The following is a 25,526-nucleotide window of genomic DNA, read 5'->3' on the forward strand; positions in this document are numbered from 1 at the left end:
CTCGAGCGCCTTGGCGGGCGTCTCCTCCGGGGCCGGGGTGGGGTTGTCGTTCTTCTGCTTCGGGTTCGTGTTGGCGTTCTTCACGCGCTCTGCCTCCGGGTTACAGGGGATGTTGGTGATGCTCACCTCCAGCAGCTCCCACTCGAGGACGTCCAGACCCCCAGAGTCGTTGTAGGCGTGCTTGAGGTACTTGAAGCGGATGGAGCAGGTGCGCAGCGTGCCGGCGGCCACCTTGGCGGCGATCTCCTTCGAGAGCTCGCCGATGTTGTCGAAGGCAGGCTCCATGAGCCACTGGCCAGCGGCATCCCGGTACACCTTCGCGGTGCCGATGGCCGGCGTCCACGAGTCGTGATTCCAGAGGAGGATGGGGTTGCGGTTGAAGTTCTCCACCTTCGCACCGTCGCCCATCACGCGGTCATGCACGCGATCCAGCACCTCGGAGGTGATGCGGAAGACTGGGGCGCTGGCAGCCACGGCCCCCTCGGCCTTTGTCAGCTCGAGAAAGCCGAGGGCCTTGGCGGTACCTTCCGGGGGCAGGGGGGTGGTGGGCTGTCTCTGAGGGCGCATGTGAAGAAGAAGGGGCGGGCCTACTCCTCCGCGGGCCCGCGGGGAGGTGGCGGGTTCTGTGGTTCGGTGGGCGTGCCGTCCTGCACGGGCTTGGCCCCAGGGAGCGGCTTGAAGCGCTGGCCCTCCAACTCCGGATCCGGCGCCAGCTCCGCCAGCCGTCGCGCCTCGTTGAGGGTGAACGCCTCGTTGTAGGCCGCCGTCATCGCCTTGAGCCGGCGCTCCCAGGACTGCGGCCGAGGATCGTCGTACTCGAGGATCGCATCTCCGTCCTCCTGCGGCATGAGCAGGAGCTGCCACCAGGAGCGGAAGAACTCCAGCCGGGGCAGCGTGGCGTACTCGGCCAGGGTGTACTTGGCCTCCTCGGACGTGCTCCGGTTGGAGCTGCTCAGATCCCCCATCAGCTCCGGGCTCACGTTGTAGATCTGCCGCACGAAGTCCCGGATGGCCTTGTCCGTCTCCACCATCTGGAGAGCGCGCATGTCCTGCTGCAAGGTGGCGACGCTCACCTTGCCGCCGAGGAAGAACACCTTGCCGGCGTTGTGGGCACCGGTGTGCTTCGCCTCGTAGCGTTTCTCCAGGTCCTCGCCGTCATCATCATCCCCAACACCACCTTCAACACCGATGGTGGCGAGCGGCAGGCCGCCGCGCTCGAAGGTGGCCTTTACCCCTCGCTGGATGGCTTCGGACGAATCCAACTCGTCACCAGCCGCTCGGCCTCTCCCGACGCCGCGCCCTTCAGGGTTCTCAGGATCCAGGTGGCGGCACCAGATCATGTCCTGCTCCGGGACATGTCCGCTGAAGAGGTTGTACGTGACGGCGAAGTAGGGGCGGCCCAAGGTCGGCGTCATGCTCACGGCGGTCGGCGGGAGCACCTGGAAGCCGACCACGGCGCCAGCTGCATCCCGCGAGAGCCACTGGAATGTCTCCCCGGCCAAGTCACAGTGAATGGCCATGAGCTTTCTCAGCTCGCGTCCAGGGAACTTCGGGTGGGGGTTCTCCAGGAGCTGCTGGATGGGGTGCCCTCGCACCTCGTAGAGGCCGCCGTCCTTCTCGGCCTGCTCCAACACCTTGCGGCGCTCTGTCACCCGGGACTCACTCAGAAGGTACCGCTTCAGCGCTCGGCCCGCTGAGGAGTTCTTGTCCGCTACCTTGAAGACGCGCCAACGCGGCGTGGCCACGCTCTCGGCCACGGTGTCCACCACGGCCTGAAGCCAGGCATGCTCGCGGTACGCGGTGAGCACCTGCCGTGAGCCGCGTCGCACAGGGAAGGTGCTCACGGGGATTGCTGTGATGAGGGAACGCCCGGCAGATCGAAGGCCGAGCGCACGCAGGACACGTGTGGCGAGGGAAGCCATGTCCCCTCAGAAGGGGCGGCTACTCGTCATCCTCGTCCTCAGCTCCTTCCTCTGAGGCCTTCCCAGCCGCCTCGCCCACCGAGCCACGCATCTGCCGCCTCGGCATGACGTAGAGGAAGATCGGCCAGGCGAACGCATCCGCCCGGTCATCCCTGCCGTGACCACCTTCCGCTCCGGTGAACTCTGAGAGCTGCTTCTCGAGCTTGTGGTGCCGGCCCACCATGTGGACCAGGTTCTTCTCGGCCAGCATCGAAGCGGGGGTGGCGCGCTCCGCCTTGCCCCCTGTGCCGTTGCCCGCGCGCTGGCCCTTGAAGCGGACCGCCTTGTCCACCGCGTGGACGGCCCCCTTTACGAGGCTGGTTCCCCCCGTGTTCGTCTCGGCGAAGATCCACGTCTTCTTCGGCGGGGCCCAGTCCTTCCATGCATGGTAGGCCTTCACCGCGGCCGTTGCCCACGCGCTCGACTCCGGGGCCTGGAGGGAGAGGTCCGCCAGGACGTAGGTGTGCAGCAGCCCGTCTGGCTCCCAGCGGAAGCCCTCCACCACAACCCCGTGCAAGTCCGAGCTCTTCTTCTCCCCGGTGGCCGGGTCCACGCTGACAACCAGGAAGTCGAAGGGCTTGGTGATCTTGTCGCCGTGGACTCTGCGCAGCTTCGCCGGCGCCCACTCGCCGTAGGCCTCCGGCCGCTGGGGCAGGTGCTCGATGCTCTTCACCCGCGAGGCTTCCCAGTTCACCTTCCGGTAGAGGCCCGCGTCGAGGTCGAAGAAGAGCGCGCCCATGAACTCGCGCATCCCCTCCGTGGTGTCCGCCACGGCGCGCCACTGGCGGACGCTCGCCGGGTCGAGGTTCGCCGCGTTGTCGAAGGTGCTCGAGCGCGACACCACCAGGCCGTCTCGGTTCTCCGGCTTGAGCAGCTCGCGGAACACAGGCGTGGGCCTGGGCGTGGTCGTGATGACGGCGCGAGAGGGGATGCCCTCGCGCTTCATCCGAGTGGTGTTGTACGCGCGCAGGACGAAGCACTGCTTGAGGACTTCGACAGGATCCTTGTCCCAGGCCACCACCTCATCCAGCCAGAGGAAGCTGTAGCGGCCGCCGCGGAACTTGTCGGCCTCCTGGGCCGGGAGCCAGTGCGCCACCGCGCCGTTCGGGAAGAGCAGCGAGTGGTCGGCCTTCTTGTACTTCGGCCGGAACCACGGAGGGCAGAGGGTGAGGATCCCCGCCGGGCCCTCGAGCTGGTGCTTGCGGATCTCCTGGTAGGTGGGCCCGACGATGAGGATCTTCCCCTCGGGGTCAGCCATCGCCTCGGTGATGACGGCGCAGCTGCCGGCGTGCGTCTTCCCGGCGCCGCGGCCCCCGCAGTAGAACCAGGTGCGCCAGTACCCCTCCGGCATGCACTGCACCGGCCGGAGGGAGAACTTGAACTCGTAGGCGAGGGCGAGCCGCTCTTCGTCGTACTCGAGCTTGAGGAGCGCATCGAGCGTGGAGGTGAGCTGGTCAACCTCCTCATGCACCTCCGCCTTCACGAGGCGCAGCTTCTTCCTCGCCTTGAGGCCCACCTGCTCCAGCAGTGAGTAGCGGCCTACCGTCTCCGGGGTGCGAAGGGGGAGGGTGGCCAGGGCGTCATTGATGACCATCGGCCACCTCGGGCGAGCTCGCCGATGCAGCACCTGCCGCTGGTGGCGCGCTGGCCGCCGCCTTCGCCTCCAGCTCCACCCGGTTGTCCTCCTCCTGGAGGAAGCGCCGCATCTTCTCTTCCACGCTGCGTACCGCCTCCTCGGGGCTCATCAGCTGGAACGAAGCGATGCCGCTTGAAGACTCCAGGTCTCCGGCCTGCTGGGTGAAGTGCTTCGGGTCGGAGATGGCAAGGCGCCACCTCAGGTGCTTCGAGTCGTAGCGGCGTGGATCCGTGAGGAGGCGGAACTCCACCTCGTGAAGCTGCCCCCGAAAGTGGGCCTCGGCGTGGTTCACCTCCACGAGGAGCTTCGTATAGAGCGTCTCCTTTCCCTGGAGGGACTGCTCGTCACCGCGCTTCATCCACTGGCGCAGGCAAGCATCCGTGGTGCCCGCCTTGGAGGCTGCATCCTTCCGTGACTTCCCCGAGGCCAGCGCCCTGGCGATGACGGCGATCATCCTCGGCTTCTTCTCCAGGTTGGTGATGGGCCCCCGCGTCCCGCACGGCTCATACCCCTCGAGAGGTTTGAGCGGCGTCGGGTCCGCCTTCTTGGGGTCCTTCTTCGGCCTGGCCATCCCTTGAAGAAGGGGCGGATTCCAGAGGGAGAAGTGGCGGTCGTTCCGACTCGCGCGGGAGAGCCCTGGCTGGCCCCAGGGGCTTCGCGCCCGCTCGACCCTCAAAGGACCGTGCCGCTCTCGCCGTCACGGGCCCAGCGACCGATATGCGCACATGGGGGGCCACTCGTGACTAGAGGGGTCGGCGAATGGTTCAGCGAATGCTGGGGTTTTTCTGGGGGATTCCGTACCGCGCGATTGAGGGCGGCCAAGCAATCCCTTTTCTGGCCTCGCGGGGGGGGGTTTAGGGGTGGGGGTAGGCCAACGGGCGCCTTGTCCGACACCCAGCTACACGCACCCTCGGGGCAGGGCAGGTGCGTCCGCCCCTTCTGGTGGAGGTGAGCGGGGTAGCCGCTCCTCACCTGCCGAGGCCTGCCCTATGACCTCTCCTGACCCCACCCCGCGCTCGACGCCGCCCTGGCTCACGATGGCCGTGGCGCTCCTGGTGTCCGTGGCCACCGCGGCGCTCTCCTTCGCAGTCCAGTGGGGCACCCTCGGTGCTGACGTGCGCAACCTCCACGCCGCGCACGCCGAGACGAGAGCTGCAGGCGCCGCAGTCACCCAGGCTCAGGTGTCCCTGGGCGCACGCCTCTCCACGGTGGAGGCAGAGCAGCAGGCCGGCCGCCGCACCCTGGACACGGAGATCGCTTCCCTGCGGCGGGAGATCCAGCTCCTCACCCGGGCCGTCGAGCGGCTGACTGACGAACCCCGCGGCCACGCGCGCCGCTGACCTTTCACCCGCGGGCTTCTCTGCCCGCTCACCCGAAGGAGAGAAGCACCATGGAGCGAGATCACATCATGCAGTTCTTCGCCTACGCCCACCTGCCCAGCCACCTGCAGGAGGTGTCCAAGCCCTTCGGCGAGCTCGCGGAGCAGGTGCACAGCAAGCTCCCGCGCAACCCCGAGCGCACCGCGGCCCTCCGCAAGCTCCTCGAGGCCAAGGACGCTGCGGTCCGCGCCCTCGTCGCGCAGTAGGCAGACACCCACTCGCCGTTCACCAAGGATCCCTCGTGCGATACCTCCTGCTGCTGCTGTCCCTCGTGTTGTCCCTCCCCGCCATGGCTGCCGAGTCCGAGGACGGGCTCTCCACCGGCGCCCTCGCTGTCGCCCTGGAGCCGGTGCTCGCCCAGGCTCCCACGGCCCAGGCCGTGCCCACGCTCTCCCTCGAGGAGGTTGCCCGGCTCCTGGTGCAGGCAATCTCCCACCGCGAGTGGGGGCTGCTCCTCTCCCTGCTCCTGGTGGGCGTGGTGCTCGTGCTCCGGAAGGTGGGGACTCGCTTCCTGCCCTGGCTCGGCACGGAGCGCGGTACCGCCACGCTGGCCGTGGTAGGCGGTACCAGCACTCTCCTGGCCCTGGCCCTCTCTCAGGGGCAGCCCTTCAGCCTGAGCCTCCTGGTGTCCTGCCTGCTGGGGGCGCTCACCGCCTCGGGCGCCTGGAGCGTGGGCAAGAGCCTCGCCACGCCCAGGGCGGTTCCCGCGTGCCTGCCCGAGGAAGTGGCGAACGGGACGTGCAAGCCGTGAAGAGCGCGCTCCTCCTCACGCTGGCGCTCGTGAGCTCCAAGGCTCTGGCGGACGATGGCCCTCGCCGTGAGCTGGCTCCCGGGGCTGGTGCCGTCCACGTCCAGGAGGGGAGAGCGCTCCTGCTGGAGCCGGACGGCAGCCTCGGCGCCGAGGTGCGGCTCCCCGCCGGCGTCTTCTACACGCTGCCGGGACACCAGCGCCTCACCGCGGCTTTCTCACAGCTCCAGGCTGAGAGGGTAGCGGGCCAGGCTCGGGCGGATGCCCTCCAGCAGGCCCTCACCCTGCGTTCCGCGCCGCCCGCTTCGGGGGTGGGGACGGGCGCGGTGGTGGTGGTGGCCGTGCTCCTCCTCGTGTCTGGGGGAGCTGTAGGGTTCGCGCTGGCGCGGTGAGGGCAGGCAGCAGCGGCCTGGGGCCGGCGCCGTATACCACCACGGCGCTGGCAAAGAACCCCGGGCCCTTCGCTCCCCCGAAGTCGACGCGGCCTCGCAGCTCCAGCAGCTCCACGTAGCCGAAGGCCTCCTCGAGCCGGTACCACCTCCCTGGGAGTGGGCCTTCGAGCTTTGCGGACGCCTGCACTCGGCACCGGCCCCAGACGAGATCGTGGTACCAGGCGGTGTCCGCCTTCACCGGCACCAGCATGGTGATGCGGTTGCCCAGGCGCTCCGCCCAGCCGCGGCCGTGCTCCACCCAGACGTCCGTGCCGGGCTTCTGGCCGTAGGGCGGGTTGCTCCACACGCTCCGCCCATCCCAGGGCCGAGTGAGGCCGCTCCGTTCCTCTGAAAAGAAGCGAGCACACCGCGCGTTTGCCCGCGATGCAGCCGCGTCCAGGTCGAATGTCAGCAGTTCATCCAGCGGCTCAAAGAGCCAGTCCGGGGTTCGCCAGACGCCCTTGCGAGGATCCGTGGCGCGCCTCATGGATGATCCAACCCGGATCCAACCTCTGATCCAACCTCTGCACGTCCACTTCTCGGCAAATTCCTCAGTCCTCCCGGCTGCTTGCTCGCCGATCCAACCGATCCAACCCTAACCCCGCACTCTTCTCCTGGACGCCGTGTCGCCCCTTCCCCATGCCTTTTGTGACTTTGAGGTTGGATCGGTTGGATCATGGCGAGAATCCCCTCTGAAAACAGCGATCCAACCTCCCCGTTTTTGAGGGTGGATCGGGTTGGATCAGGTTGGATCATGGCGCGGCCTCCCGCTGAAACGCCCCAGGCCGCACGTACACCCACCGGACACCCCCAGAGGGAACCCGTCTGCGCTTCTTCTCCCAGCCGAGCGCCGCCATCACCCCGCCCACGGCTGTCTCTGCGCTGCGACTGATCTTGTCGGCGTCCATATCCAGAACCTCGACGAGGATCTGGGCGCTCGAAACCTCTGCGTATACGGGGTGCTGCGCGAGCCAGTCACGGACCAGGTCCGTCCACGCGTGCTGCACCTCGTGGCGCTTGTTCTGCTCCGCGCGAAGCGCCTCTTCCTCATCTGTAAGCCACCATTTGTGGGTGTCACAGCGATCGTGCGGAAGGAGCGGCCGGCACTCATCGCAGCTCTGGGCAGCCGCGTAGATGCTCGACGCCTCCGCCCAGAGCTGCGGACGGTGCTTGCGAACCCAGTCGAAGTTGATGCGGCCTGCAACCTCTATCGTCCAAAACCGCCTGTTTCCTGTCGTGTCCCCGAGGTAGTCCCGAGGGTTGCTGGTTCCGACGATGACGCAGTGCCGCGGCGCCTTGGCGATGCTCTTCGCGTAGGGTGCGCGAAACAGATCGACGCGGGCCGAGAGGAACCCCTTGATGGACTCATGGTCACGCGCTCGGCGCATTGCCTCAAGTTCTGCCCACTCCACAATCCAGGCCTCTCTCATCACGAGCTTGCCGTCCTTGTCCCCCGGGTGGACAGGCGTGTCTGTGAACCAGTCGCCAGCCAAGATCTCGAAGAAGGTGCTCTTCCTGTCACCCTGGTCTCCTACGAGCACCAAGACGGTGTCCACCTTGCACCCCGGGGAGAATGCGCGCGCAACAGCGGAGACCATCCACCTCACCAGGAGCCTGCCGGCGAAGGAGGCGGCCTCGTGCCCCAGCGCGAGCGGCAACTCGACCTCGATGCGCTCGTGGCCATCCCACACAAGTTCCCTCAGCCAATCGCGCACCGGGTGGACGGGGCGGCGCCGCGCCAGCACGGCAAGCGCCTTGGCGATCTCCTCCTCGGAGAACTTCAACGGCTTGCCGTCCGTGCTGCGTCCTTGGGCTTCGAGGCCGAGGCGGATGGTGGAGAGGTCCACATCAGAAATCTCCTGGCCCCCATACCGCACGCGCCAGGTCATCTCGCACCAGGCGAACTCCCCGCGGCCGCCCATGACAGCCTCGCGGTGGCTGGGGTCATCCAGAAGCGTGCACAGCGTGGTGAAGTCCTGGGCGTAGTGCTCGGTGCGGACCTCCGCGGGGATGGGCACAGCCAGGCCTTGCACCAGCAGAGGCCGCTCCTCCGCCGGCGCCTCGTCCCCAGGCTCCGGCAGGGACGCCTTGCGCACCTCGGCCGGCGGCCACTCGGCGTCCGGGTGGGCTTGGCGCCACGCGGCGACGTCCTTGTACTCCTCATGGGTGGCGACGAGGACAACCCGCGCGCCGCGCGCGACGAGCATCTGCCTGAGGCGGACGAACTCCCGCCGGCTCTCGTTCTTCGGCCTGTCATTCTTGACGAAGAGGGCGAAGAGCTTGCCGTCGATGGGAATCCCCGCCGCCTCGAGCTCCTTCGCGAGCCTGGGAAGGAGAGAGCGCGACGGCGCCCCCACCACACAGACGCCATCCATGGAGGAAGTCCACCCGAGCACGGCCAGGGTGTCCGTGAGCCCCTCAGCGACGCAGACGAGAGTCGAGTTCTCCACCCTGTGAGGCGCGCCGAGGAAGGCCCCAGCCATGGCGCTGCCCTTCACGCTCCGGGTGACAGACTCGTCCCCGCGGGCCTCGCGCGCCAGGCGCACCAACAACCCTCGCTTGTCGCCGAGCACATCCGTCAGCGGGCTGGCGATGAGGTACCCCGCGCGGAAGAGGCCCAGCAGGCTCCGGTTGGGGACTTCGGCGTGGGTGAAGCGGACGAGCTGCTCGGTGTTGGCGTCCCACAGCCCACGCGTGCCGAGGTACGCGTCACCGCCACCTGACACCGGCGAGAGGGCGGTCCAGAGACTCTCCACCTCCTCAGGTGTGAGCTTGCCGGGTTCGGCTGAGCCAGTAGGCGGCACGAGGCGGATGGTCATGTGCCGCCTACCGAGGCAGCCGGCGGCGCACGCCATGCCTTCGGCGCAGACTCCGTGAAGCCACTCGCCCACCGGTAGATGAAGGGCGCCTTCTCTCCGTGCTTGCGCACCATGGCCTCATAGAATGCCCTGCGCCCCGAGCTGTCCGTGTCGAAGCGGTACCGCAGCGCCCACTTCTCCGCCCGCTGCTCTGCCGTCGAGCGCGCCTTGGCCGGCGCCGGGGCGCCGTCCGCGCCGATCTCCTTCCGCGCGGCCGCGGGCTCGTACACCAGCTGCAGCTCCTTCGGGGTGGGGGAGTAGCCACAGGCATCGCACGGCCACCGCGAGGTGATGCTGTTGCACGCGGCGCAGCGCAGCCGCCGGGCCGCCCCCTCCTTCTTGCTCTTGCGCGCCCCGCGGGAGGACTCCTGGGGGTTGAAGTCCCGCTCCGCGTACGGGTGGCCATGGGCCGCGAGGCACCCGGCGTGATCGTGGAGCCTCGCCAGGCGCTTCACGTTGGCCGAGCCGCACACCTCGCACACGGGCGAGAGCGCCGAGCTGGGCGCGTGGCAGTCGAGGCAGCAGGGCCTGAGCACTCGTCCCACCATCTGCAGGTAGAGGGAGGTGGAGAGGGTGGGGCGCGCGAGGATGCACACCTCGAGCTCGGGGCAGTCGAAACCCTCGGTGAGGACGTTGCAGTTGGAGACGAGCAGCGTCTGCCCGGAGCGGAGTCGGCGGAGGATGGCGTCCCTCTCTGAGGTGGGCATGGTGCCGTCCACGTGCTCGGCCGGGACTCCCGCCTTGCGGAACTCCTCCACCATGAGCTGGCTCTGCTCCACCGTGACGGTGAAGAGCACGGTGCGCTTGCCGGCTGCGTGCAGGAGCCACTCGGAGACGATGTCCCCCACCACCCGCTGCGAGGTGGCGGACGCCTGCAGGTCCTTGGCGAGAAAGTCCCCGCCGCTCACCCGCGCCCCGTCGGTGTTGATGGCCTCGTACTCCCACCCTCCCACTGGGGTGAGGAACCCCTCGTCCCGGAGCTGCCGCGGCGTCGTGGCCACCACGTGCGCGTCGAAGACGTCCGACAGGCCCTGGCCGTCGAGGCGCCACGGGGTTGCGGTGAGGCCCACCACCCGGGCGTTCGGCCACCTCACGAGGAGTCGCCCGTACTGGTTCTTCACGGTGGCGTGGTGGCCTTCGTCGATGAACAGCAGATCCACCCGCTCGAGCACACCACTGCGCTGAGAGAGCGTCTGCACGGAGCCCACCTGCACCTGGTGCTGCAGCGCCGGGCGGATGCCCGCCATGATGACGCCGTGCGGGACGCCGAAGCGCCGCAGCTTGTCGCAGGTTTGCAGGATGAGCTCACGGCGATGGGCCAGGAAGAGGGTGCGGCTGCCCTTCTCAGTGGCGCCGCGGATGATCTCACTCGCCACCACTGTCTTGCCCCCGCCGGTGGGCATCACTATGAGTACCCGCTTCGCGCCGCGGCGCACGTGCGCACGGGCAGCTTCGATGGCCTGATCCTGGTAGGGGCGGAGGTGCACGGGCCTATCCCCGCTCGGCCGCCCGGAGCGTGCGAACCGCCGCGATCAGCTCGCTCGACGAGGCCTCATCGAGATCCGTCACGAACGACGTGACGTGGCTGCGGCAGGAGCACGTCCAGCGGTAGGTTCTCTGGCTGCCGAGCACGTTGACGAGCCGGGCCCTGATTCGCGTCGCCCCAAGCTCCTTCAGCTTTGCCCGGGTGGTGGCCACCAGCTCGCGGTGAGCAACACGCTGCTTCACCCGGGCATCGACGGCGGCCTTCTTGGCGTTGGCGCGCTCCAGCGCGAGGACGCGGAGCTGCTCAGCGAGCTCGGCGGCGCTCACCGCTCTCACGTCGAGTGGGTGCTCGCCCTTGTACGGCCGGAAGCGGCACCTCCAGATGCCGTTGTCGAGGACCTTGAGGCTCGTTGCCTTGGCCTCCCTCACAGCCTCCTCCGCGACGTTCAAGTCGGCCTTGTGCTTCGCCAGGAGCTTGTCGATCTGAGCGAAGGGGTTAGCCATGGCGGACCACCCCCCCCCGATTTGCAGACGTCTGCAACCGAGAGCGGCTCATGACCGGCCCTCCCGGTAAATAACCATGGGCAGGTCACCCCTCAGGTAGAGCGGGTGCCCTGGGCTGCCGTCCTTGCCCACCTTCAAGGCGTAGACAGGAACGATGGGCGCGAGGAGCCGGAGGACGTTGAAGGCGCGCTCGCGGACGGCCTGGGACTTCGACTGCCCAGCCAGGGCGCCCCATGCGGCAAGGACACGCCCTGCGGTGCGGATGCCGTCAAGGATGGCCGAGTCGTTCTCGGGGCCAATCGGGTCAACGAGAAGGTCCAGGCCCTTGGGGTTCGTGTCCCGCCAAGCGCACAGATTGAGCATGAGCAGCGCGCCAAACCCGTCCCGCTTGGCGAAGCCGATGCAGCGGCGGATTGTCGGGTCGTCCACCGACTCATCAGCTGTGCTCGGGTTGTGGCCGATGACGGCGAGTGCCGGGCCATCGGCCCAGCGGCGCCCGAGGGCGTAGCGGTACCCTCCGCACTCACTGAACGTGGCCCAGGACGGGTGGCATGTTGCGCCACCGCAGGTGCACATGCCGTCTGGGTGGCGGATGTGGAGGACTGGGATCTGGGCGCTCACGGCAGCACCCGAGCCATCGTCCACCACCACGTCCGTGTCCGGAGGCGCGTCCGAACGTAGAGCATGTGCGGGCGGAGCCGGCCCCTGCGCTCCTGAGCAGGGCTGAACCGTGACGGGCTGAAGTCGCACCGCGTGTTGCGTGCGTCGAGGTCCTGGATCAGGGCCTTGCAGCGCCGCCAGTGCGCGCACATGCCACAGGACTCTCCTGGAGGAAGGGCCCCGTCGCCGTTGTGGCGCCCCCGTGGCGGAATAGTTGACGTGCTACCCGGATCTGCCTGAATCTGCCCTTGGGCGACGGCGATGCCGTTGGGGCCCTTCCTGATTCCTAAACCGCAGGTCACAGGTTCGATTCCTGTCGGGGTCACTCCCTTTTCTCTCGCAGCGCGGCCGATGCTCGCGAACCTTCACAACGCGGACATCCCGCGCCCGATCCTCGAGGTCCTCCGCCGCCTGCGCGAGCTGGGGTTCGCCGTCTTCCTCGTCGGCGGCTGCGTCCGGGACATGGTCCGCGGCGTCCCTCCCAAGGACTTCGACGTCACCACCAGCGCTCACCCCCATGAAGTCCAGGGCGCGTTCAAGAAGGTCATCCCCACGGGCATCCAGCACGGGACCGTCACCGTCGTCATCGGTGGCAACCATGTGGAGGTCACCACCTTCCGCAGCGAGGGCGACTACCACGACGGGCGCCGCCCCAGCTCCGTCAAGTTCGAGAGCGACATCACCGAGGATCTCTCCCGCCGGGACTTCACCATCAACGCCATGGCCTACGATCCCATCAGCCGGGAGCTCGTCGACCCGTTCGGCGGCCAGGCCGACCTGCAGGCCCACGTCATCTGCTGCGTGCGCAATGCACTCGAGCGCTTCTCCGAGGATGGCCTGCGTCCCATGCGCGCCGTGCGCTTCGCGGCCGTGCTCGGCTTCACGCTCGAGCCCGCCACCCGGGCCGCCATTCCTCCCACGCTCCCGGTGTTCCGGAAGGTCGCGCTGGAGCGCGTCCGTGAGGAGTTCGTCAAAGTGCTCCTCTCTCCTCGCGCCGAGTCCGGCATCCTGCTGCTGGCGGACACCGGGCTGCTCGAGGTCTTCCTCCCCGAGCTGGCTCGGGCCGAGTCTGAGGCCGCACGTCTGGCTCGCACCGCCGCCCATAGCGCGCCGGCCGAGGTGGAGATCCGGCTGGCAACCCTGCTGGCGGATCTCGTCAGCGGACCTCTGGCTCGTGACATCGGCATCCGGCTCAAGTTCCCCAACAAGGTCGCGGACACGGTGGGCCTTCTGGTCGAGCAGGCTGCACTCGAGAATCGCATCGGAGAGGGCGACCCGGCGCTCCGACGCCTGCTCGCCCGCCTAGGACTCGGCCAGCTGGAGTCCTTGCTCGCGGTCGCGCACACGCGGATCCAGGTCCGAGTGCCGGAGCGGCTCTCCGACTTCATTCGGCTCCAAGAGCGGTTGCGGGCCCTTGCCGCCGCGAAGCCTCCCCTGAGCGCTAAGGAGCTCGCGCTCACAGGCGGAGACATCATGGCCACGCTCGGTGTCGGCCCTTCGCCCATTGTCGGGGAGGCTACCCGGTTCCTCCTCGAGTCCGTCCTGGATGAGCCCTCCATTAATCAGCCTGAGAAGCTGAAGGAGCTGCTGAGAGCCTGGCAGGCAGGGAAGGGGAGCGCCTAGGGTAGTAGACCTTCTGCCCAGCTTGCCCTAGGAGGGAGAGCGGGTGTGCTTCCTGTCTGGAAGCGTGCGGAACCCCCGTCCGCGAGTCGCACCCGGGCAGGCCGGTGTGTAGGAAGAAGGATGTCATGCGAGTCGTCATTGCCATGAGCGGTGGAGTGGACTCCTCGGCCGCCGCCGCGCTCCTCAAGGAGCAGGGTCACGAGGTGATCGGCATCACGCTGCGGGTCTGGTCCTACGAGGGCAAGGCCCAGTGTGGCAGTTGCTGCAGCCCCGATGACATCGATGACGCGCGCGCCGTCGCCCAGACGCTCGGGATCCCCTTCTACGTGGCCAACGCCGAGGAGATCTTCAAGGACCGCGTCATCAACCCCTTCGTCCAGTCCTACCTCGGCGGCCGCACCCCCATCCCCTGCGTCGGCTGCAACCGGGACGTGAAGTTCAACTTCCTCCTCAAGCGCGCCCGCGCCCTGGGCGCCCGGCTCGCCACCGGCCACTACGCCCGCGTCGAGAACGAGAGCGGGCGCCACGTCCTGCGCAGGGCCCGGGATCTCGCCAAGGACCAGAGCTACTTCCTCTTCACGCTCGGCCAGAGCGAGCTGTCCGACGTCCTCTTCCCCGTGGGGGACATGACCAAGGCCGAGGTCCGCGCTGTCGCCGAGCGCCACCAGCTGCCCACCAGCCACAAGCCGGAGAGCATGGAGATCTGCTTCGTGCCGGATGGCGACTACGCCGGCTTCGTGGAGAAGGTGGCCGGGCCACAGCCAGCCGGAGACATCGTCGACACCGAGGGCCACGTCCTTGGCACCCACGCCGGCATCCACCGCTTCACCGTGGGCCAGCGGCGAGGGCTCAACCTCGGCGGCGGTGAGGCCCGCTACGTCCAGCGCATCGAGCCGGAGACAAACCGCGTCGTCGTCGGCCCCGCCACCGCCACCGGGCGGGACTCGTTCGGGCTGCTGCAGCCGCATTGGGTGGATGCACCTCCGCCGCCGGACCAGACCGTCGAGGTCCGCATCCGCCATCGCCACGTGGGAGCTCCCGGCCGAGTGGAGATCTCCCGGCATGGGCTGGTCTCCGTGAAGCTCGACGAGCCGGCACGGGCGGTCACGCCAGGACAGGCTGCGGTGTTCTACGATCGCGATCGCGTGCTCGGCGGAGGCTGGATCGTCTGACCGGGCAGGAGGTGGGCATGACGCGTCACCCTGGCGTTCTCTGGATGGCGATCCTCGCGTTGGCGGGAGGCTGCAAGAAGGAGCCGGCCACGCTCATCGCGGGCCTGCACTCCGCGGGGGCTCCGGTACTGCGCGTCATCGGCGAGGAGAAGCGTCCCATCCCCGTGGGCGCGCACCTGCTCTCGGATGAGCACATCATCGCCACCGGCCCCGCGCTCCTCGAGTACTTCGGCGGCGGAATGCGCTTCCTCGACAATGGAGACGAGCTCGACGTGGGAGAGGCGGACGAGGCGAAGCTGCTCGGCCCCAACATCCCCACGCGACGGTGGGTGGCGGGCGCCGTCCAGCAGCTCCCTCCCTCCCAGCGGCTCGTGGCGGCGCGCTACACCAACATCGAGAAGACCCCGCCCATGGCCAACACCGAGCTCACCGCGGCCGACTACTTCAAGGCCTTCTTCACCCCCAACGGCATGGAGAAGCTCGGCTCCGGTCCTCGCGCGGAGGGGCCCTCCAAGCCACTGCCCGCGCCGCCCTTCCGGCCCAAGGTCCCCTCCATCCATGCGGGACCTCTGGGGGAAGGCGGGCTCATCGCCAACGTGGAAGATGGCTTCGCGGTGGCCGAGACGGACGAGCTCACCACCGCAGTGCTGCTCGAGGATCGGGAGATCCCTCTGGGCAATACCGTCCGACTGATCCTCCCGGATGGCGCCGAGCTGACGCTCCGCACCGCCGAGGGCAAGGAGCTGGAGCTCGAAGGCCCGATGGATCTGCGCCTGCGGTGAGCCAGCGGAGGCTCGGGTTCGTGTCACCCCCCGTCTGTAGAGTGGGCGCGACCATGACCAAGAGCCAGCTCATCGAGCGCATCGTGGAGAAGGCCCCTCATGTCCCTCCCCGCCGCATCGAGGCCATCGTCAACGCGGTCTTCGAGCGCATGACCCAGGCGCTGAAGGCCGGAGAGCGCATCGAGCTGCGAGGGTTCGGCTGCTTCGCGGTCAAGTCCCGCCCCGCGCGCCTCGCGCGCAACCCCAAGACCGGTGCTCCCGTGGCGCTGAAGCAGCGGGTCGCCGTGTCCTTCGCCCCGGGCAAGGAGCTGCGTGAGCGCATCAACCGTGCACGCTCCCGGCTCCAGGACGACCTTCCTGGGCCCGCTCACCTCCCGCGGATGTCCGTTCTACGGGTACCGGCGCTCGCCTCTCACCTTGGCTCCGGCAGTGAGGTGGCTCCGCGAATTTGACCGACCCCAGGGTGGAGCGTACCTTTCAGAGCGTTGGCGCTACAGGCCGCAACACGGGATGTACCCCGGCCGGATCGCCAGCGCACGAGGAACGCCAAGACCATGCGGGATGCTCATCGGATGAAGGAGAAGTTCGACGTCTCCCTCGACAATCGGCAGATCGTCAGCTTGTTGATCGCGGGGATCGTCGTGATGGGCGCCGTGTTCGTGCTCGGTGTCGTGGTGGGCAAGAAGCTCGCCGGCAACGCCGAGGCCTCCGCGGCGCCGGATCTGCTCTCGGCGCTCGACGCCAATGCCGAGGCGCTCCAGGAGGCCCAGAAGGAGCCACCGCTGACCTTCCAGGACGAGCTCACCCGGAAGTCCGCCGAGCCCGAGCCGAAGCCCGCCAAGCCCGCAGCGCCCAAGCCCGCAGCGCCCAAGCCCGCTGCCTCTGCCACCGCGACCCCGGCGCCCAAGCCCGCCCCGGTTCCGGCCGCCCCGGCCGAGAAGCCGGACACGGCCTCCAACTCCGCTGATGACGAGCTCGCCGCGCTGGCGGCCGTCGAGCGTCCCCATGCTCCCACCCCTTCTCCGACCGAGAAGCCCGCCTCTTCGCCAGCCCCGGCTCCCACGGCTGCTCCCAAGCCCACTCCGGGCGCGGTGGCCGAGGAGACCGTCCCTACCCGGACGGCCACTCCCGCGGGTGGAGGGCTGAAGGAGGCCATCGCTCGCGCCACCCAGCGCCCCGCCGAGGCCGTCCCCGGAGGCGCCTTTACCCTCCAGCTCTCCGCATCCCAGAGCCGGGAGGAGGCCGACCGCTTCGCCGCACGGTTGCGCGACCGGGGCTATGCCCCATATATCGTCGCCGCCGAGGTGGCCAACAAGGGCACCTGGTACCGCGTCCGCATGGGGAGCTTCCCCACCAAGGAGGCGGCGACGCGTTACCTGACGGATTTCAAGCGTGAGACCCAGCTCGATGCGTTCGTGGCCGGGACGAACTAGAGCGGTCCAGGAAGAGCAGGAAGGGACATGACGGCGACGAGGCGGGTGGAGAAGCCCTGGGGCTACGAGCTGATCTGGGCTCACACCGAGCGCTATGTGGGCAAGCTCCTGCACGTGAAGCAGGGCCACAAGCTCAGCCTGCAGTACCACAACCAGAAGGACGAGACGATCCACGTCCAGAGCGGCAAGCTGCTCTTCGTCGTCGACGAGGGCCAGGGACTCATCGAGAAGGAGATGAACCCCGGCGAGAGCTACCACATCAAGCCGCTCACCAAGCACCGCATGGTCGCGCTCACCGACTGTGACATCCTCGAGGTCAGCACCCCCGAGCTGGAGGACGTCGTCCGGCTCGAGGACTCGTACGGCCGCGCCGGCACGAGCAAGGCGTAGGGCGGTAGCAGGAGAGGGGAGGGCCTCGCCCGAGGCCTACTGGGAGTTGGGGTTCTTCGTCCAGCGATCCACGTTCCCGTCGCTGTCCAGATCATCCCCGATCCGGTCCACCTGGCCGTTCTCCCAGTACTCCCAGTTGTCCACCCGGCTGTCGCCGTTGGTGTCCCGCTCCTTGCGGGCCAGCTTCCCCTTCTCGTAATAGAGCCACACGTCCGCCTTGCCGTCGCCGCTCACGTCGCGCTCGGTGCGGGTGTTCACGCCCTTCTCGTAGAACAGGACCGAGTCCACCTTGCCGTCGAAGTCCTGGTCCATCGACTCGCGCACCTTCTCCTCGCGCTCGTTGTAGTACTGGGTGATGTCGACCCGGCCGTCCCCGTTGAAGTCGATCTCCTTGCGCACCATGCGCTCGCGATCCTGGCCGTCCGCACCCTTCGCCGCGACGGAGTACGTCCACACGTCCGGCTTGTAGTCGCGGTTCACATCCAGCTCTTTGACTTTCTCGCCCTCCGCACGCTCGGGTCGGATCGGCTCCGGCGTGTAGCGGGGAGTCCCGATGGGCTCGGCCTCGGCGACCGGCCTCTTCCCAGCCTTGTCACCCGAGCAACCAACCAGCGCCATCAGGGTCCAGATGCCTACATAACCCCATGATTTCATTGGAGACCTGCCTGCGGGCGCCACTTTCTTCACGGGCCACGTCATTCCATATATTTTCACATATCGCCATGGCCCGAAAGAAGATCAGCACCACCATCTACATCACCCCAGAGCAGAACGAGCGCCTCAAGGCGCTGAACCAGAAGACCAAGGTGCCCGTGGCCGAGTACATCCGGCAGGGCATCGATCTGGTGCTCGACAAGTACAAGGCGCAGCTGCCCGGCCAGGCGACTTTCGACGAGCTGTCCTAGGCGGGCCAAGGGGTGACGGGCATGCGAGGCAAGCGGGCTGCGGTGCTCGGGGGTGCGGGCTTTGTGGGATCCCACCTGTGCGAGCGGCTGTTGGATGACGGCGCCGCCGTGGTGGCAGTAGACAACTTCCTCACCGGCGCGGAGGAGAACCTGCGAGGGCTGCGCGCGCGGCCTGGGTTCGAGTTCCTGAAGCAGGACATCGTGGAGGGGCTCTCGGTGCAAGGGCCCTTGGACTACGTCTTCAACCTGGCCTCTCCTGCCTCTCCCATCGACTACGCGCAGCTGCCGCTGGAGACGCTCCGGGTGGGCTCTCTCGGCACGGAGAACGGGCTGAGGCTGGCCGAGGCCCGAGGGGCGGTGTTCCTCCAGGCCTCGACTTCTGAGGTGTACGGCGATCCGCTGGTCCACCCCCAGCACGAGGGCTACTACGGCAACGTCAACCCCATTGGCCCGCGCGCCGTGTACGACGAGGCCAAGCGCTATGCGGAGGCACTCACCTCTGCCTATGCGCGGGTGCGCGGGGTGAAGACGCGCATCGTCCGCATCTTCAACACCTACGGGCCGCGGATGCGCCTGAATGACGGCCGGGTGGTGCCGGCCTTCGTGAGCCAGGCCCTGCGCGGCGAGGACTTCACTGTCTTCGGGGATGGTACGCAGACGCGCTCGTTCTGCTACGTGAAGGATCTGGTGGAGGGGCTGGTGCGCCTGGCCCTGTCGGACGTGACGGAGCCGGTGAACATCGGCAACCCGCAGGAGATGACCATCCTCCAGTTCGCCGAGGCGGTACGGGCCGCCGCGGGCGGGGGAGGGAAGATCCTCTACCAGCCGCTGCCCCAGAATGATCCCAAGCAGCGCAAGCCGGACATCACCCGGGCGCGGACCCTGCTGGGCTGGGAGCCCCGGGTGTCCCTGGAGGAAGGTCTGCGGGAGACCATCTCCTACTTCCGCACCATTGCCAGCCCCCGGGATGGTTCTTAAGTTGGCGGCACCTTTGTACATTTTCGAGCCACGGGCGGTGGCGGGAGCTTGAGCGTGAAAGTGCTGGTGACGGGAGGGGCGGGCTTCATCGGGTCGCACGTGTGCGATGCATTCCTGCGCGCGGGACACGAGGTGATTGCCCTCGACAACCTGTCGAGCGGCCGGCGCGAGAACCTGGATCCGCGGGTGCGCTTGGTCGTCCAGGACATTCGCAGCCCCGAGGCCGCCGAGCTCATCCGCTCCCAGCGCCCGGACGTGCTCTGCCACCTGGCCGCGCAGATGGACGTGCGGCGCAGCGTGGAGGATCCGCGCTTCGATGCAGAGACCAACATCCTGGGCATGCTCAACCTGCTGGAGGCCTCGCGCATCGCCGGGGTGAAGAAGGTCCTCTTCAGCTCCACCGGTGGTGCCATCTACGGCGAGCAGGATGTCTTCCCCGCGCCGGAGTCCCACGCGACGCGGCCTGTGTCCCCGTACGGCGTCTCCAAGGCCTCAGGCGAGCTCTACCTGGGCTACTACCGGGCCCAGTACGGTCTGCCCTACGTGGCCCTGCGGTATGCCAACGTCTACGGGCCCCGGCAGAACCCCCACGGCGAGGCGGGCGTGGTCGCCATCTTCAGCCAGCGCCTGGTCGCCAGCCGGGAGTGCACCATCTTTGGGGACGGTGGGCAGACACGCGACTTCGTCTTCGGGCCGGATGTGGCCCGGGCCAACCTGCTGGCCTTCGAGAAGGACTTCGTGGGCGCCATCAACATCGGCACCGGTATCGAGACGAGCATCAACCAGCTCTACGCCGGGTTGGCCGAGGCGGCGGGCTCGAGCCTGCCGGTGACGCATGCCCCGGGCAAGCCGGGCGAGCAGCGGCGATCCTGCATCGACGCAACCCTGGCCAAGAAGGTGCTCGGCTGGGAGCCGACCGTGGGACTCGCCGAGGGGCTGCGCAAGACCGTGGAGTACTTCCGGGCCAAGGCGCGTGAGCCGGCTCGGGCGTCCGGCTAGCTCTCGGATGCATGGATTTTGGACGGGTTCGGTGTTACTCACGCGCGCTTCGACGTACAGCGCAGAGCCCACAATTCCATGCCGGCCGAAAACGCCCACATCCGCAACTTCTGCATCATCGCCCACATCGACCATGGGAAGTCGACGCTGGCCGACCGTCTCCTCGAGAAGACGGGGACGCTGACCAAGCGAGAGTCCCAGGCCCAGTTCCTGGACAACATGGACATTGAGCGCGAGCGGGGCATCACCATCAAGGCCCAGTCCGTGCGGATGAACTACAAGGCCAAGGATGGGCAGCAGTACGTCCTGAATCTCATCGACACGCCGGGCCACGTGGACTTCGCCTACGAGGTCAGCCGCTCGCTGGCCGCCTGTGAGGGGGCGCTGCTGGTGGTGGATGCGAGCCAGGGCGTGGAGGCTCAGACGCTCGCCAACGTCTACATGGCGCTGGATCACAACCTGGAGATCATCCCCGTCATCAACAAGATCGATCTGCCGAGCGCGGACGTGGCGCGCACGCGGGAAGAGATCGAGGACGTGATCGGCATCGACGCGTCCGTGGCCGTGCCGGCCTCCGCCAAGGAGGGCATCGGCATCGAGGACATCCTCGAGGCGGTGGTCCACACCGTGTCGCCTCCCAAGGGCGATCCGGACGCGCCGCTCAAGGCCCTCATCTTCGACAGCTGGTACGACAACTACCGCGGCGTGGTGACGCTGGTGCGCGTGCTGGAGGGCACGCTCAAGCTCAAGCAGAAGATCAAGCTGTTCAGCAACAACAAGGTCTTCGAGGTGCAGGAGCTGGGCGTGTTCAGCCCCTTCTCCCGGCCCGTGCAGCAGCTGATGGCTGGCGAGGTGGGCGTCCTCGTGGCCAACATCAAGGAGCTGCAGGACGCCAAGGTGGGTGACACCGTGACGGAGGAGGCTCGCCCCACGGAGACTCCCTTCCCGGGCTTCAAAGAAGTGAAGCCCATGGTGTTCAGCGGCATCTTCCCGGTGGACTCCGCGGAGTACGAGGGCCTGCGCGACGCGCTGGCCAAGCTCAAGCTGAACGACTCGGCCTTCACCTACGAGCCCGAGTCCTCCACGGCGCTGGGCTTCGGGTTTCGCTGCGGCTACCTGGGCCTGCTGCACATGGAGATCGTCCAGGAGCGCCTGGAGCGCGAGTACAACCTCAACCTCATCACCACGGCGCCCTCGGTGGTGTACCGCATCACCACCAGCAAGGGCGACACGCTCCTCATCGACAACCCGGCCAAGCTGCCGCCGGTGCAGAACATTGAGAAGTTCGAGGAGCCCATCCTCACCTGCCACATCCACGTGCCCAACGAGCACCTGGGCGCCATCCTCAAGCTGTGCCAGGACCGGCGCGGCGTGCAGAAGGACATGAAGTACCTGGGCTCCAGCGGCCAGCGCGTGCAGGTGACGTACGAGATGCCGCTGGCCGAGGTGGTGTTCGACTTCTTCGACAAGCTCAAGAGCGTGTCTCGCGGCTATGCCAGCCTCGACTACGAGCTGGCCGGCTACCTCGAGGCGGATCTGGCCCGGCTGGACATCCTCATCAACGGCGAGCCCGTGGATGCGCTGAGCGTAATCGTCCACCGCGAGCGCGCCTACCTGCGCGGCCGCGAGGTGTGCCAGAAGCTCAAGGAAGTCATCCCCAAGCAGATGTACGAGGTGGCCATTCAGGCGGCCATCGGCGCGAAGATCATCTCCCGTGAGACGATCTCCGCCATGCGAAAGAACGTGCTCGCCAAGTGCTACGGTGGTGACATCAGCCGCAAGCGCAAGCTGCTGGAGAAGCAGAAGGAGGGCAAGAAGCGCATGAAGCAGGTGGGTACGGTGGAGATCCCCCAGGAGGCCTTCCTGGCCGTCCTGAAGACGGAGGACTAGATGACCGCCGTGACCACACCGGTGAAGCTGGGAGAAGTCCTGTCCGCCCGCCGGACGCCAGAGCAGCTGCGGGCCCGGCGCCTGCTCATGTGGCGGCAGCTCCTCACCAGCCTCTGGGCGCCGCTGACGCTGGTCGGGCTCTTCTTCATCCCGTACCTGTTCCTCATCGAGAACATCCCCTCGTCCGCCTCCTGGGCCAAGCCGGCCATGCAGTACTTCGGCGCGGCGATGTTCTTCTCCTGGGCCGGGCTGCTCACGTGGCGCCTGGTCTCCAAGCGCGAGGGGGCGCTGCGCAAGTTCCGCCACGAGGCGCGAGAGCTGTTCCTCGAGGCCGAGCGCGTCTTCGCGCGCCTCCCCGGCAAGCTGCCGCCCAACGCGGCCGAGCGCATCGCCGAGCAGGCCGTCCGCGTGGAGGATGCCTCCCTGGCCGCGGACGTGCCCCAGTTGGAGAAAGAAGTCAGGGCGCTGGACAAGCTCCACGAGGAGCTGTTCGCCGCTCACCGGAAGCAGTCCACCTGGGACACCGTCTCCGGCTTCGCCAAGGCGCTGGTCATCGCGCTGCTCATCCGCACCATCTTCATCGAGCCGTACCGCATCCCCTCCGGCTCCATGCTCCCGACGCTGGAGATCGGCGATCAGGTCTTCGTCAACAAGTTCATCTACGGGGTGCGCATCCCGTTCATGAACGTGGTGCCGTTCCAGTTCGTCCGGCCGCCGGCGCGCGGGGATGTGATCGTCTTCAACAACCCCATCGAGACGGACAAGGACTTCATCAAGCGCGTGGTGGGCCTGCCGGGAGAGCGGATCGAGGTCATCAACGAGGTGATCCACGTCAACGGCGTGCCGCAGCAGCGCACCCTCGTCTCGGACGACTTCATCGTGCGCAACCTGTCCTTCAAGAACGAGTGGGAGGACGACTCCACCGTGCTCTACCAGGAGCGCCTGGATGAGGTGGTCCACGCGGCGCTCCAGTCTCCCCACCACCCTCACGGCCACATCACCGAGGGGCCCTTCATCGTTCCCGAGGACCACGTCTTCGTGATGGGCGACAACCGCGACAACAGCTCGGACAGCCGCGTGGGGTTCGTGGGCCAGGGCCACCCGCCGGCCTACGTGCCCTACGGGCACATCAAGGGCAAGGCGATGGTGGTGTGGCTGTCGCTGGGCTACGGCGGTCTGCTGAGCAGCCTCTTTGATGGCACGGGCCTGCGCCTGGACCGCTTCTTCGAGCCCGTCCGGTGAGGGCTTCGGCGAGGGCTTCAGTGATGCTTGACGCTCTGCGGTAGCGCTGCTAGGGCGCGACCCGGGTCTATGCGACACCTCCTCGGAATCGAAGGCTGGCGGCGAGAAGAGATCGAGACGCTGCTCGACCGGGCCGAGGCTCACCTGCCCGGGGGCTCGGCACAGTCCTCCGTGCTCCAGGGCAAGGTGGTGGCCAACCTCTTCTTCGAGGACTCCACCCGCACCCGCACCTCCTTCGAGATGGCCGCCAAGATGCTGGGCGCCCAGGTGCTCAACTGGACGGCCCAGGGCTCCTCCGTCTCCAAGGGAGAGACGCTGCTGGACACCGTGCGCAACATCGAGGCCACGGGCCCGGTGGCGCTCGTCATCCGGCACCGCTCCTCGGGAGCCCCCCACCTGGTGGCCCAGCACGTGCGCTGTGCCGTCATCAACGCCGGGGATGGCACCCACGAGCACCCCTCGCAGGCGCTGCTGGATGCCTTCACGCTGCGGCGGCACTGGGGGAGGCTGGACGGCCGCACGGTGCTGATCGTCGGGGACATCCTCCACAGCCGCGTGGCGCGCTCGAACATCCTCTGCCTGACGGCGCTCGGGGCGCGGGTGGTGGCGTGCGGACCTCCGACGCTGCTGCCCGTGGGCCTGAGGGAGCTGGGCGCCGACGTGACGACGGACCTGGATGCGGCGCTGCCCAAGGCGGACGCGGTGATGTGCCTGCGTCTCCAGCTCGAGCGGCAGACGGAGTCCTTCTTTCCCTCCACCCGCGAGTTCTCCCGCCTCTTTGGCCTCACCGCGGCGCGGACCGAGCGGATGAAGCCAGAGGCGCTCGTCATGCACCCCGGTCCCATCAACCGTGGCGTAGAGCTGGCTCCGGCCGTGGCGGACGGGGCCCGCAGCGTCATCCTGGAGCAGGTGGCCAACGGGGTCGCCGTGCGCCGGGCCATCCTGGAGGTGTGCTCGTGAGCGCCTCGGTCCTCTTCAGCCGCGGCCGGGTCATCGATCCGCGCAACCAGATCGACGGTGTGCGCGACGTGCTCGTCCGGGACGGCAAGGTGGCCGCGGTGTCCGAGGCGCCGCTGCAGATCCCGGACGCCGAGGTAGTGGATGCGCGCGGGCACTGGGTGCTCCCGGGCTTCATCGATCTGCACGTGCACCTGCGCGAACCGGGCGAGGAGGGGAAGGAGACCATCCTCACCGGGTGCCGGGCGGCGGTGGCGGGCGGCTTCACCGCGGTGGTGGCCATGCCCAACACCAAGGTCGTCAACGACAGCGCCCTGGTGACGGAGCTGGTGCTGGCGCGCGCTCGGGCGGCCCGGCTCTGCCACGTCTACCCCGCGGGGGCCATCACCAAGGGCCTCAAGGGCGAGGAGCTGGCGGAGATGGGCGAGCTGCTCTCCGCGGGCTGCGTCTGTGTCACGGATGACGGACGGCCGGTGATGAGTGCCTCGCTGATGCGGCGCGCGCTCCAGTACTCCACGCGCTTCGACGTCCCCGTCATGGTCCACGAGGAGGATCTCACGCTGTCCGGCAAGGGCGCGATGACGGAGGGGCCCACGGCGACGCGGCTGGGGCTGGCGCCCATCCCGTCCTCGGCCGAGATCGTCATGGTGGCCCGGGATCTGGTGCTGCTTGAGGAGAGCGGGGGGCGCCTGCACATCGCCCACCTCTCCTGCGAGGGCAGCGTGCGCCTGGTGCGCGAGGCGAAGAAGCGCGGCCTGCGCGTCACCGCCGAGGCCACGCCGCACCACTTCACGCTGGATGACACGGCCGTGGGCCCGTACGACACCCACTCCAAGATGAACCCGCCGCTGCGCCTGCGCCGCGACGTGGAGGCGCTCCGCGAGGCCTTGGTGGACGGTACGATTGACGCCATCGCCACGGACCATGCGCCGCACGGCGTGCTCGACAAGCAGGTGGAGTTCGAGAAGGGCCTCAACGGCGTGGTGGGCCTGGAGACGGCCCTGGGGCTGACGCTGGCCCTGGTCCACGAGGGCTTACTGAGCCCTCGTCAGGCGGTGGCGCTGCTGACGGACGGGCCTGCCAGGGCATTCGGCCTGCCGGGCGGTCACCTGGCGGCCGGGGCTCCGGCAGACGTCACGCTCGTCGACCCGGAGGTGGAGTGGGCGGTGGACGCAGAGCGGTTCTTCTCCAAGAGTCGGAATACCCCCTTCAATGGCCGACTGCTCAAGGGCCGCGTCACCCAGACCTGGGTCGGCGGCAGGCTCGTGTTCGCGGACGGTCAGATCAAGGAGTCCCGGTGATGAAGCGGGCGGTGCTCGCGCTGGCGGATGGCACCATCTTCGAGGGGCGCTCCTTTGGCGCCTCAGGCGAGAAGGTGGGCGAGGTGGTCTTCAATACGTCCATGTTCGGCTACCAGGAGATCCTCACGGACCCCTCGTATGTCGGGCAGATCGTCACCATGGCCTACCCGGAGATGGGCAACGTGGGGGCAA

At 68.0% G+C, this 25,526-nt stretch carries 29 protein-coding genes; 18 read left to right on the plus strand and 11 right to left on the minus strand.

Annotated features, from left to right (window positions below; genetic code table 11):
• The 4 genes from VD972_RS08600 to VD972_RS08615 all read right to left on the minus strand — a co-directional run.
• A partial coding sequence (locus tag VD972_RS08600; RefSeq protein WP_324983623.1) for an HK97 family phage prohead protease occupies nucleotides 1–567 on the minus strand: 567 nt, incomplete at its 3' end.
• A 20-nt stretch (nucleotides 568–587) separates the two neighbouring features.
• A complete protein-coding gene (locus VD972_RS08605) occupies nucleotides 588–1,844 on the minus strand; it encodes a phage portal protein (RefSeq protein WP_324983625.1) in 1,257 nt (418 codons plus the stop codon).
• A gap of 97 nt (nucleotides 1,845–1,941) precedes the next feature.
• Nucleotides 1,942–3,555 (minus strand): terminase large subunit domain-containing protein, encoded by a 1,614-nt coding sequence (locus tag VD972_RS08610; protein WP_324983627.1) that lies wholly within the window; start codon nucleotides 3,553–3,555, stop codon nucleotides 1,942–1,944.
• Nucleotides 3,542–4,168 carry a hypothetical protein gene (locus VD972_RS08615; protein WP_324983630.1) on the minus strand — a complete coding sequence of 209 codons (627 nt, stop codon included), beginning with the start codon at nucleotides 4,166–4,168 and terminating at the stop codon, nucleotides 3,542–3,544. The genes VD972_RS08610 and VD972_RS08615 overlap by 14 nt, the downstream gene beginning before the upstream one ends.
• A 418-nt stretch (nucleotides 4,169–4,586) precedes the next feature.
• On the opposite strand from VD972_RS08615, the gene VD972_RS08620 reads away from it, so the two are divergent.
• The 4 genes from VD972_RS08620 to VD972_RS08635 are packed head-to-tail and all read left to right on the plus strand — an operon-like array spanning nucleotide 4,587 to nucleotide 6,116.
• Nucleotides 4,587–4,937: a hypothetical protein gene (locus VD972_RS08620; RefSeq protein WP_324983633.1), complete on the plus strand. Its 351-nt coding sequence runs from the start codon at nucleotides 4,587–4,589 to the stop codon at nucleotides 4,935–4,937.
• A 50-nt stretch (nucleotides 4,938–4,987) separates the two neighbouring features.
• Nucleotides 4,988–5,182 carry a hypothetical protein gene (locus VD972_RS08625; RefSeq protein WP_324983636.1) on the plus strand — a complete coding sequence of 65 codons (195 nt, stop codon included), beginning with the start codon at nucleotides 4,988–4,990 and terminating at the stop codon, nucleotides 5,180–5,182.
• Between the two features lie 35 nt (nucleotides 5,183–5,217).
• The gene (locus VD972_RS08630) at nucleotides 5,218–5,727 is read left to right on the plus strand and encodes a hypothetical protein (RefSeq protein WP_324983640.1); all 510 of its coding nucleotides are present in this window, start codon (nucleotides 5,218–5,220) and stop codon (nucleotides 5,725–5,727) included.
• The gene (locus VD972_RS08635) at nucleotides 5,715–6,116 is read left to right on the plus strand and encodes a hypothetical protein (protein WP_324983644.1); all 402 of its coding nucleotides are present in this window, start codon (nucleotides 5,715–5,717) and stop codon (nucleotides 6,114–6,116) included. The genes VD972_RS08630 and VD972_RS08635 overlap by 13 nt, the downstream gene beginning before the upstream one ends.
• On the opposite strand, the gene VD972_RS45435 is transcribed toward VD972_RS08635, so the two are convergent.
• The 6 genes from VD972_RS45435 to VD972_RS08660 form a co-directional block, all read right to left on the minus strand.
• Nucleotides 6,004–6,642, minus strand: coding sequence for a DNA N-6-adenine-methyltransferase (locus VD972_RS45435; RefSeq protein ID WP_414654015.1), 639 nt, complete (start codon nucleotides 6,640–6,642; stop codon nucleotides 6,004–6,006). The genes VD972_RS08635 and VD972_RS45435 overlap by 113 nt on opposite strands.
• Before the next feature lie 265 nt (nucleotides 6,643–6,907).
• Nucleotides 6,908–8,974 (minus strand): virulence-associated E family protein, encoded by a 2,067-nt coding sequence (locus VD972_RS08640; RefSeq protein WP_324983647.1) that lies wholly within the window; start codon nucleotides 8,972–8,974, stop codon nucleotides 6,908–6,910.
• Nucleotides 8,971–10,500 carry a DEAD/DEAH box helicase gene (locus tag VD972_RS08645; RefSeq protein ID WP_324983650.1) on the minus strand — a complete coding sequence of 510 codons (1,530 nt, stop codon included), beginning with the start codon at nucleotides 10,498–10,500 and terminating at the stop codon, nucleotides 8,971–8,973. The genes VD972_RS08640 and VD972_RS08645 overlap by 4 nt, the downstream gene beginning before the upstream one ends.
• Before the next feature lie 4 nt (nucleotides 10,501–10,504).
• Nucleotides 10,505–11,002 carry a hypothetical protein gene (locus VD972_RS08650; RefSeq protein WP_324983654.1) on the minus strand — a complete coding sequence of 166 codons (498 nt, stop codon included), beginning with the start codon at nucleotides 11,000–11,002 and terminating at the stop codon, nucleotides 10,505–10,507.
• 48 nt (nucleotides 11,003–11,050) lie between these two features.
• Nucleotides 11,051–11,623 (minus strand): DUF1643 domain-containing protein, encoded by a 573-nt coding sequence (locus tag VD972_RS08655; protein ID WP_324983657.1) that lies wholly within the window; start codon nucleotides 11,621–11,623, stop codon nucleotides 11,051–11,053.
• Nucleotides 11,620–11,814, minus strand: a complete 195-nt coding sequence (locus tag VD972_RS08660; protein ID WP_324983660.1) for a hypothetical protein — start codon at nucleotides 11,812–11,814, stop codon at nucleotides 11,620–11,622. Before VD972_RS08660 ends, VD972_RS08655 begins: the two co-directional genes overlap by 4 nt.
• Before the next feature lie 199 nt (nucleotides 11,815–12,013).
• On the opposite strand from VD972_RS08660, the gene VD972_RS08665 reads away from it, so the two are divergent.
• The 6 genes from VD972_RS08665 (at nucleotide 12,014) to VD972_RS08690 (ending at nucleotide 17,062) form a co-directional block, all read left to right on the plus strand.
• Nucleotides 12,014–13,285, plus strand: a complete 1,272-nt coding sequence (locus VD972_RS08665) for a [cytidine(C)-cytidine(C)-adenosine (A)]-adding enzyme (protein ID WP_324983663.1) — start codon at nucleotides 12,014–12,016, stop codon at nucleotides 13,283–13,285.
• A 125-nt stretch (nucleotides 13,286–13,410) separates the two neighbouring features.
• Nucleotides 13,411–14,457 carry a tRNA 2-thiouridine(34) synthase MnmA gene (gene mnmA, locus VD972_RS08670; protein WP_324983666.1) on the plus strand — a complete coding sequence of 349 codons (1,047 nt, stop codon included), beginning with the start codon at nucleotides 13,411–13,413 and terminating at the stop codon, nucleotides 14,455–14,457.
• A 17-nt stretch (nucleotides 14,458–14,474) separates the two neighbouring features.
• Nucleotides 14,475–15,239 (plus strand): hypothetical protein, encoded by a 765-nt coding sequence (locus VD972_RS08675; RefSeq protein ID WP_324983670.1) that lies wholly within the window; start codon nucleotides 14,475–14,477, stop codon nucleotides 15,237–15,239.
• 53 nt (nucleotides 15,240–15,292) lie between these two features.
• Entirely contained in the window at nucleotides 15,293–15,691 is a 399-nt protein-coding gene (locus VD972_RS08680; protein WP_324983673.1) for an HU family DNA-binding protein, read from the plus strand.
• 102 nt (nucleotides 15,692–15,793) lie between these two features.
• Nucleotides 15,794–16,672: an SPOR domain-containing protein gene (locus tag VD972_RS08685; RefSeq protein ID WP_324983675.1), complete on the plus strand. Its 879-nt coding sequence runs from the start codon at nucleotides 15,794–15,796 to the stop codon at nucleotides 16,670–16,672.
• A gap of 27 nt (nucleotides 16,673–16,699) precedes the next feature.
• On the plus strand, nucleotides 16,700–17,062 hold the full coding sequence (locus VD972_RS08690; RefSeq protein ID WP_324983678.1) for a cupin domain-containing protein: 363 nt from the start codon (nucleotides 16,700–16,702) through the stop codon (nucleotides 17,060–17,062).
• 36 nt (nucleotides 17,063–17,098) lie between these two features.
• On the opposite strand, the gene VD972_RS08695 is transcribed toward VD972_RS08690, so the two are convergent.
• Entirely contained in the window at nucleotides 17,099–17,716 is a 618-nt protein-coding gene (locus VD972_RS08695) for a hypothetical protein (RefSeq protein ID WP_324983680.1), read from the minus strand.
• 68 nt (nucleotides 17,717–17,784) lie between these two features.
• Between VD972_RS08695 and VD972_RS08700 the strand changes: the two genes are divergently transcribed.
• The 8 genes from VD972_RS08700 to VD972_RS08735 all read left to right on the plus strand — a co-directional run.
• Nucleotides 17,785–17,967 carry a ribbon-helix-helix domain-containing protein gene (locus VD972_RS08700; RefSeq protein ID WP_044185397.1) on the plus strand — a complete coding sequence of 61 codons (183 nt, stop codon included), beginning with the start codon at nucleotides 17,785–17,787 and terminating at the stop codon, nucleotides 17,965–17,967.
• A 21-nt stretch (nucleotides 17,968–17,988) separates the two neighbouring features.
• Nucleotides 17,989–18,945, plus strand: a complete 957-nt coding sequence (locus VD972_RS08705) for a UDP-glucuronic acid decarboxylase family protein (RefSeq protein WP_324983704.1) — start codon at nucleotides 17,989–17,991, stop codon at nucleotides 18,943–18,945.
• Between the two features lie 54 nt (nucleotides 18,946–18,999).
• Nucleotides 19,000–19,944 (plus strand): NAD-dependent epimerase/dehydratase family protein, encoded by a 945-nt coding sequence (locus VD972_RS08710; protein ID WP_324983686.1) that lies wholly within the window; start codon nucleotides 19,000–19,002, stop codon nucleotides 19,942–19,944.
• Between the two features lie 78 nt (nucleotides 19,945–20,022).
• Entirely contained in the window at nucleotides 20,023–21,834 is a 1,812-nt protein-coding gene (lepA, locus tag VD972_RS08715; RefSeq protein ID WP_324983689.1) for a translation elongation factor 4, read from the plus strand.
• Nucleotides 21,835–23,076, plus strand: a complete 1,242-nt coding sequence (gene lepB, locus VD972_RS08720) for a signal peptidase I (RefSeq protein WP_324983692.1) — start codon at nucleotides 21,835–21,837, stop codon at nucleotides 23,074–23,076.
• 69 nt (nucleotides 23,077–23,145) lie between these two features.
• A complete protein-coding gene (locus VD972_RS08725) occupies nucleotides 23,146–24,036 on the plus strand; it encodes an aspartate carbamoyltransferase catalytic subunit (protein ID WP_324983695.1) in 891 nt (296 codons plus the stop codon).
• Nucleotides 24,033–25,334, plus strand: coding sequence for a dihydroorotase (locus VD972_RS08730; RefSeq protein WP_324983698.1), 1,302 nt, complete (start codon nucleotides 24,033–24,035; stop codon nucleotides 25,332–25,334). The genes VD972_RS08725 and VD972_RS08730 overlap by 4 nt, the downstream gene beginning before the upstream one ends.
• Nucleotides 25,334–25,526, plus strand: a 193-nt coding sequence (locus VD972_RS08735; protein WP_324983701.1) for a carbamoyl-phosphate synthase domain-containing protein, incomplete at its 3' end; no start/stop codon positions are given. The genes VD972_RS08730 and VD972_RS08735, both read left to right, overlap by 1 nt.

This window comes from Hyalangium sp. (genome assembly GCF_035629615.1).
Taxonomy (GTDB): Bacteria; Myxococcota; Myxococcia; order Myxococcales; family Myxococcaceae; genus Hyalangium.

Coding starts and splice junctions, on each gene's coding strand:
- VD972_RS08625 (WP_324983636.1), top strand. CDS start 4,988: ATGGAGCGAGATCACATCATGCAGTTCTTCGCCTACGCCCACCTGCCC.
- VD972_RS08685 (WP_324983675.1), top strand. CDS start 15,794: ATGCGGGATGCTCATCGGATGAAGGAGAAGTTCGACGTCTCCCTCGAC.
- VD972_RS08620 (WP_324983633.1), top strand. CDS start 4,587: ATGACCTCTCCTGACCCCACCCCGCGCTCGACGCCGCCCTGGCTCACG.
- VD972_RS08650 (WP_324983654.1), bottom strand. CDS start 11,002: ATGGCTAACCCCTTCGCTCAGATCGACAAGCTCCTGGCGAAGCACAAG.
- VD972_RS08725 (WP_324983695.1), top strand. CDS start 23,146: ATGCGACACCTCCTCGGAATCGAAGGCTGGCGGCGAGAAGAGATCGAG.
- lepA (WP_324983689.1), top strand. CDS start 20,023: ATGCCGGCCGAAAACGCCCACATCCGCAACTTCTGCATCATCGCCCAC.
- lepB (WP_324983692.1), top strand. CDS start 21,835: ATGACCGCCGTGACCACACCGGTGAAGCTGGGAGAAGTCCTGTCCGCC.
- VD972_RS08610 (WP_324983627.1), bottom strand. CDS start 3,555: ATGGTCATCAATGACGCCCTGGCCACCCTCCCCCTTCGCACCCCGGAG.
- VD972_RS08695 (WP_324983680.1), bottom strand. CDS start 17,716: ATGAAATCATGGGGTTATGTAGGCATCTGGACCCTGATGGCGCTGGTT.
- VD972_RS45435 (WP_414654015.1), bottom strand. CDS start 6,642: ATGAGGCGCGCCACGGATCCTCGCAAGGGCGTCTGGCGAACCCCGGAC.
- VD972_RS08680 (WP_324983673.1), top strand. CDS start 15,293: ATGACCAAGAGCCAGCTCATCGAGCGCATCGTGGAGAAGGCCCCTCAT.
- VD972_RS08675 (WP_324983670.1), top strand. CDS start 14,475: ATGACGCGTCACCCTGGCGTTCTCTGGATGGCGATCCTCGCGTTGGCG.
- mnmA (WP_324983666.1), top strand. CDS start 13,411: ATGCGAGTCGTCATTGCCATGAGCGGTGGAGTGGACTCCTCGGCCGCC.
- VD972_RS08615 (WP_324983630.1), bottom strand. CDS start 4,168: ATGGCCAGGCCGAAGAAGGACCCCAAGAAGGCGGACCCGACGCCGCTC.
- VD972_RS08660 (WP_324983660.1), bottom strand. CDS start 11,814: ATGTGCGCGCACTGGCGGCGCTGCAAGGCCCTGATCCAGGACCTCGAC.
- VD972_RS08640 (WP_324983647.1), bottom strand. CDS start 8,974: ATGACCATCCGCCTCGTGCCGCCTACTGGCTCAGCCGAACCCGGCAAG.
- VD972_RS08705 (WP_324983704.1), top strand. CDS start 17,989: ATGCGAGGCAAGCGGGCTGCGGTGCTCGGGGGTGCGGGCTTTGTGGGA.
- VD972_RS08690 (WP_324983678.1), top strand. CDS start 16,700: ATGACGGCGACGAGGCGGGTGGAGAAGCCCTGGGGCTACGAGCTGATC.
- VD972_RS08700 (WP_044185397.1), top strand. CDS start 17,785: ATGGCCCGAAAGAAGATCAGCACCACCATCTACATCACCCCAGAGCAG.
- VD972_RS08665 (WP_324983663.1), top strand. CDS start 12,014: ATGCTCGCGAACCTTCACAACGCGGACATCCCGCGCCCGATCCTCGAG.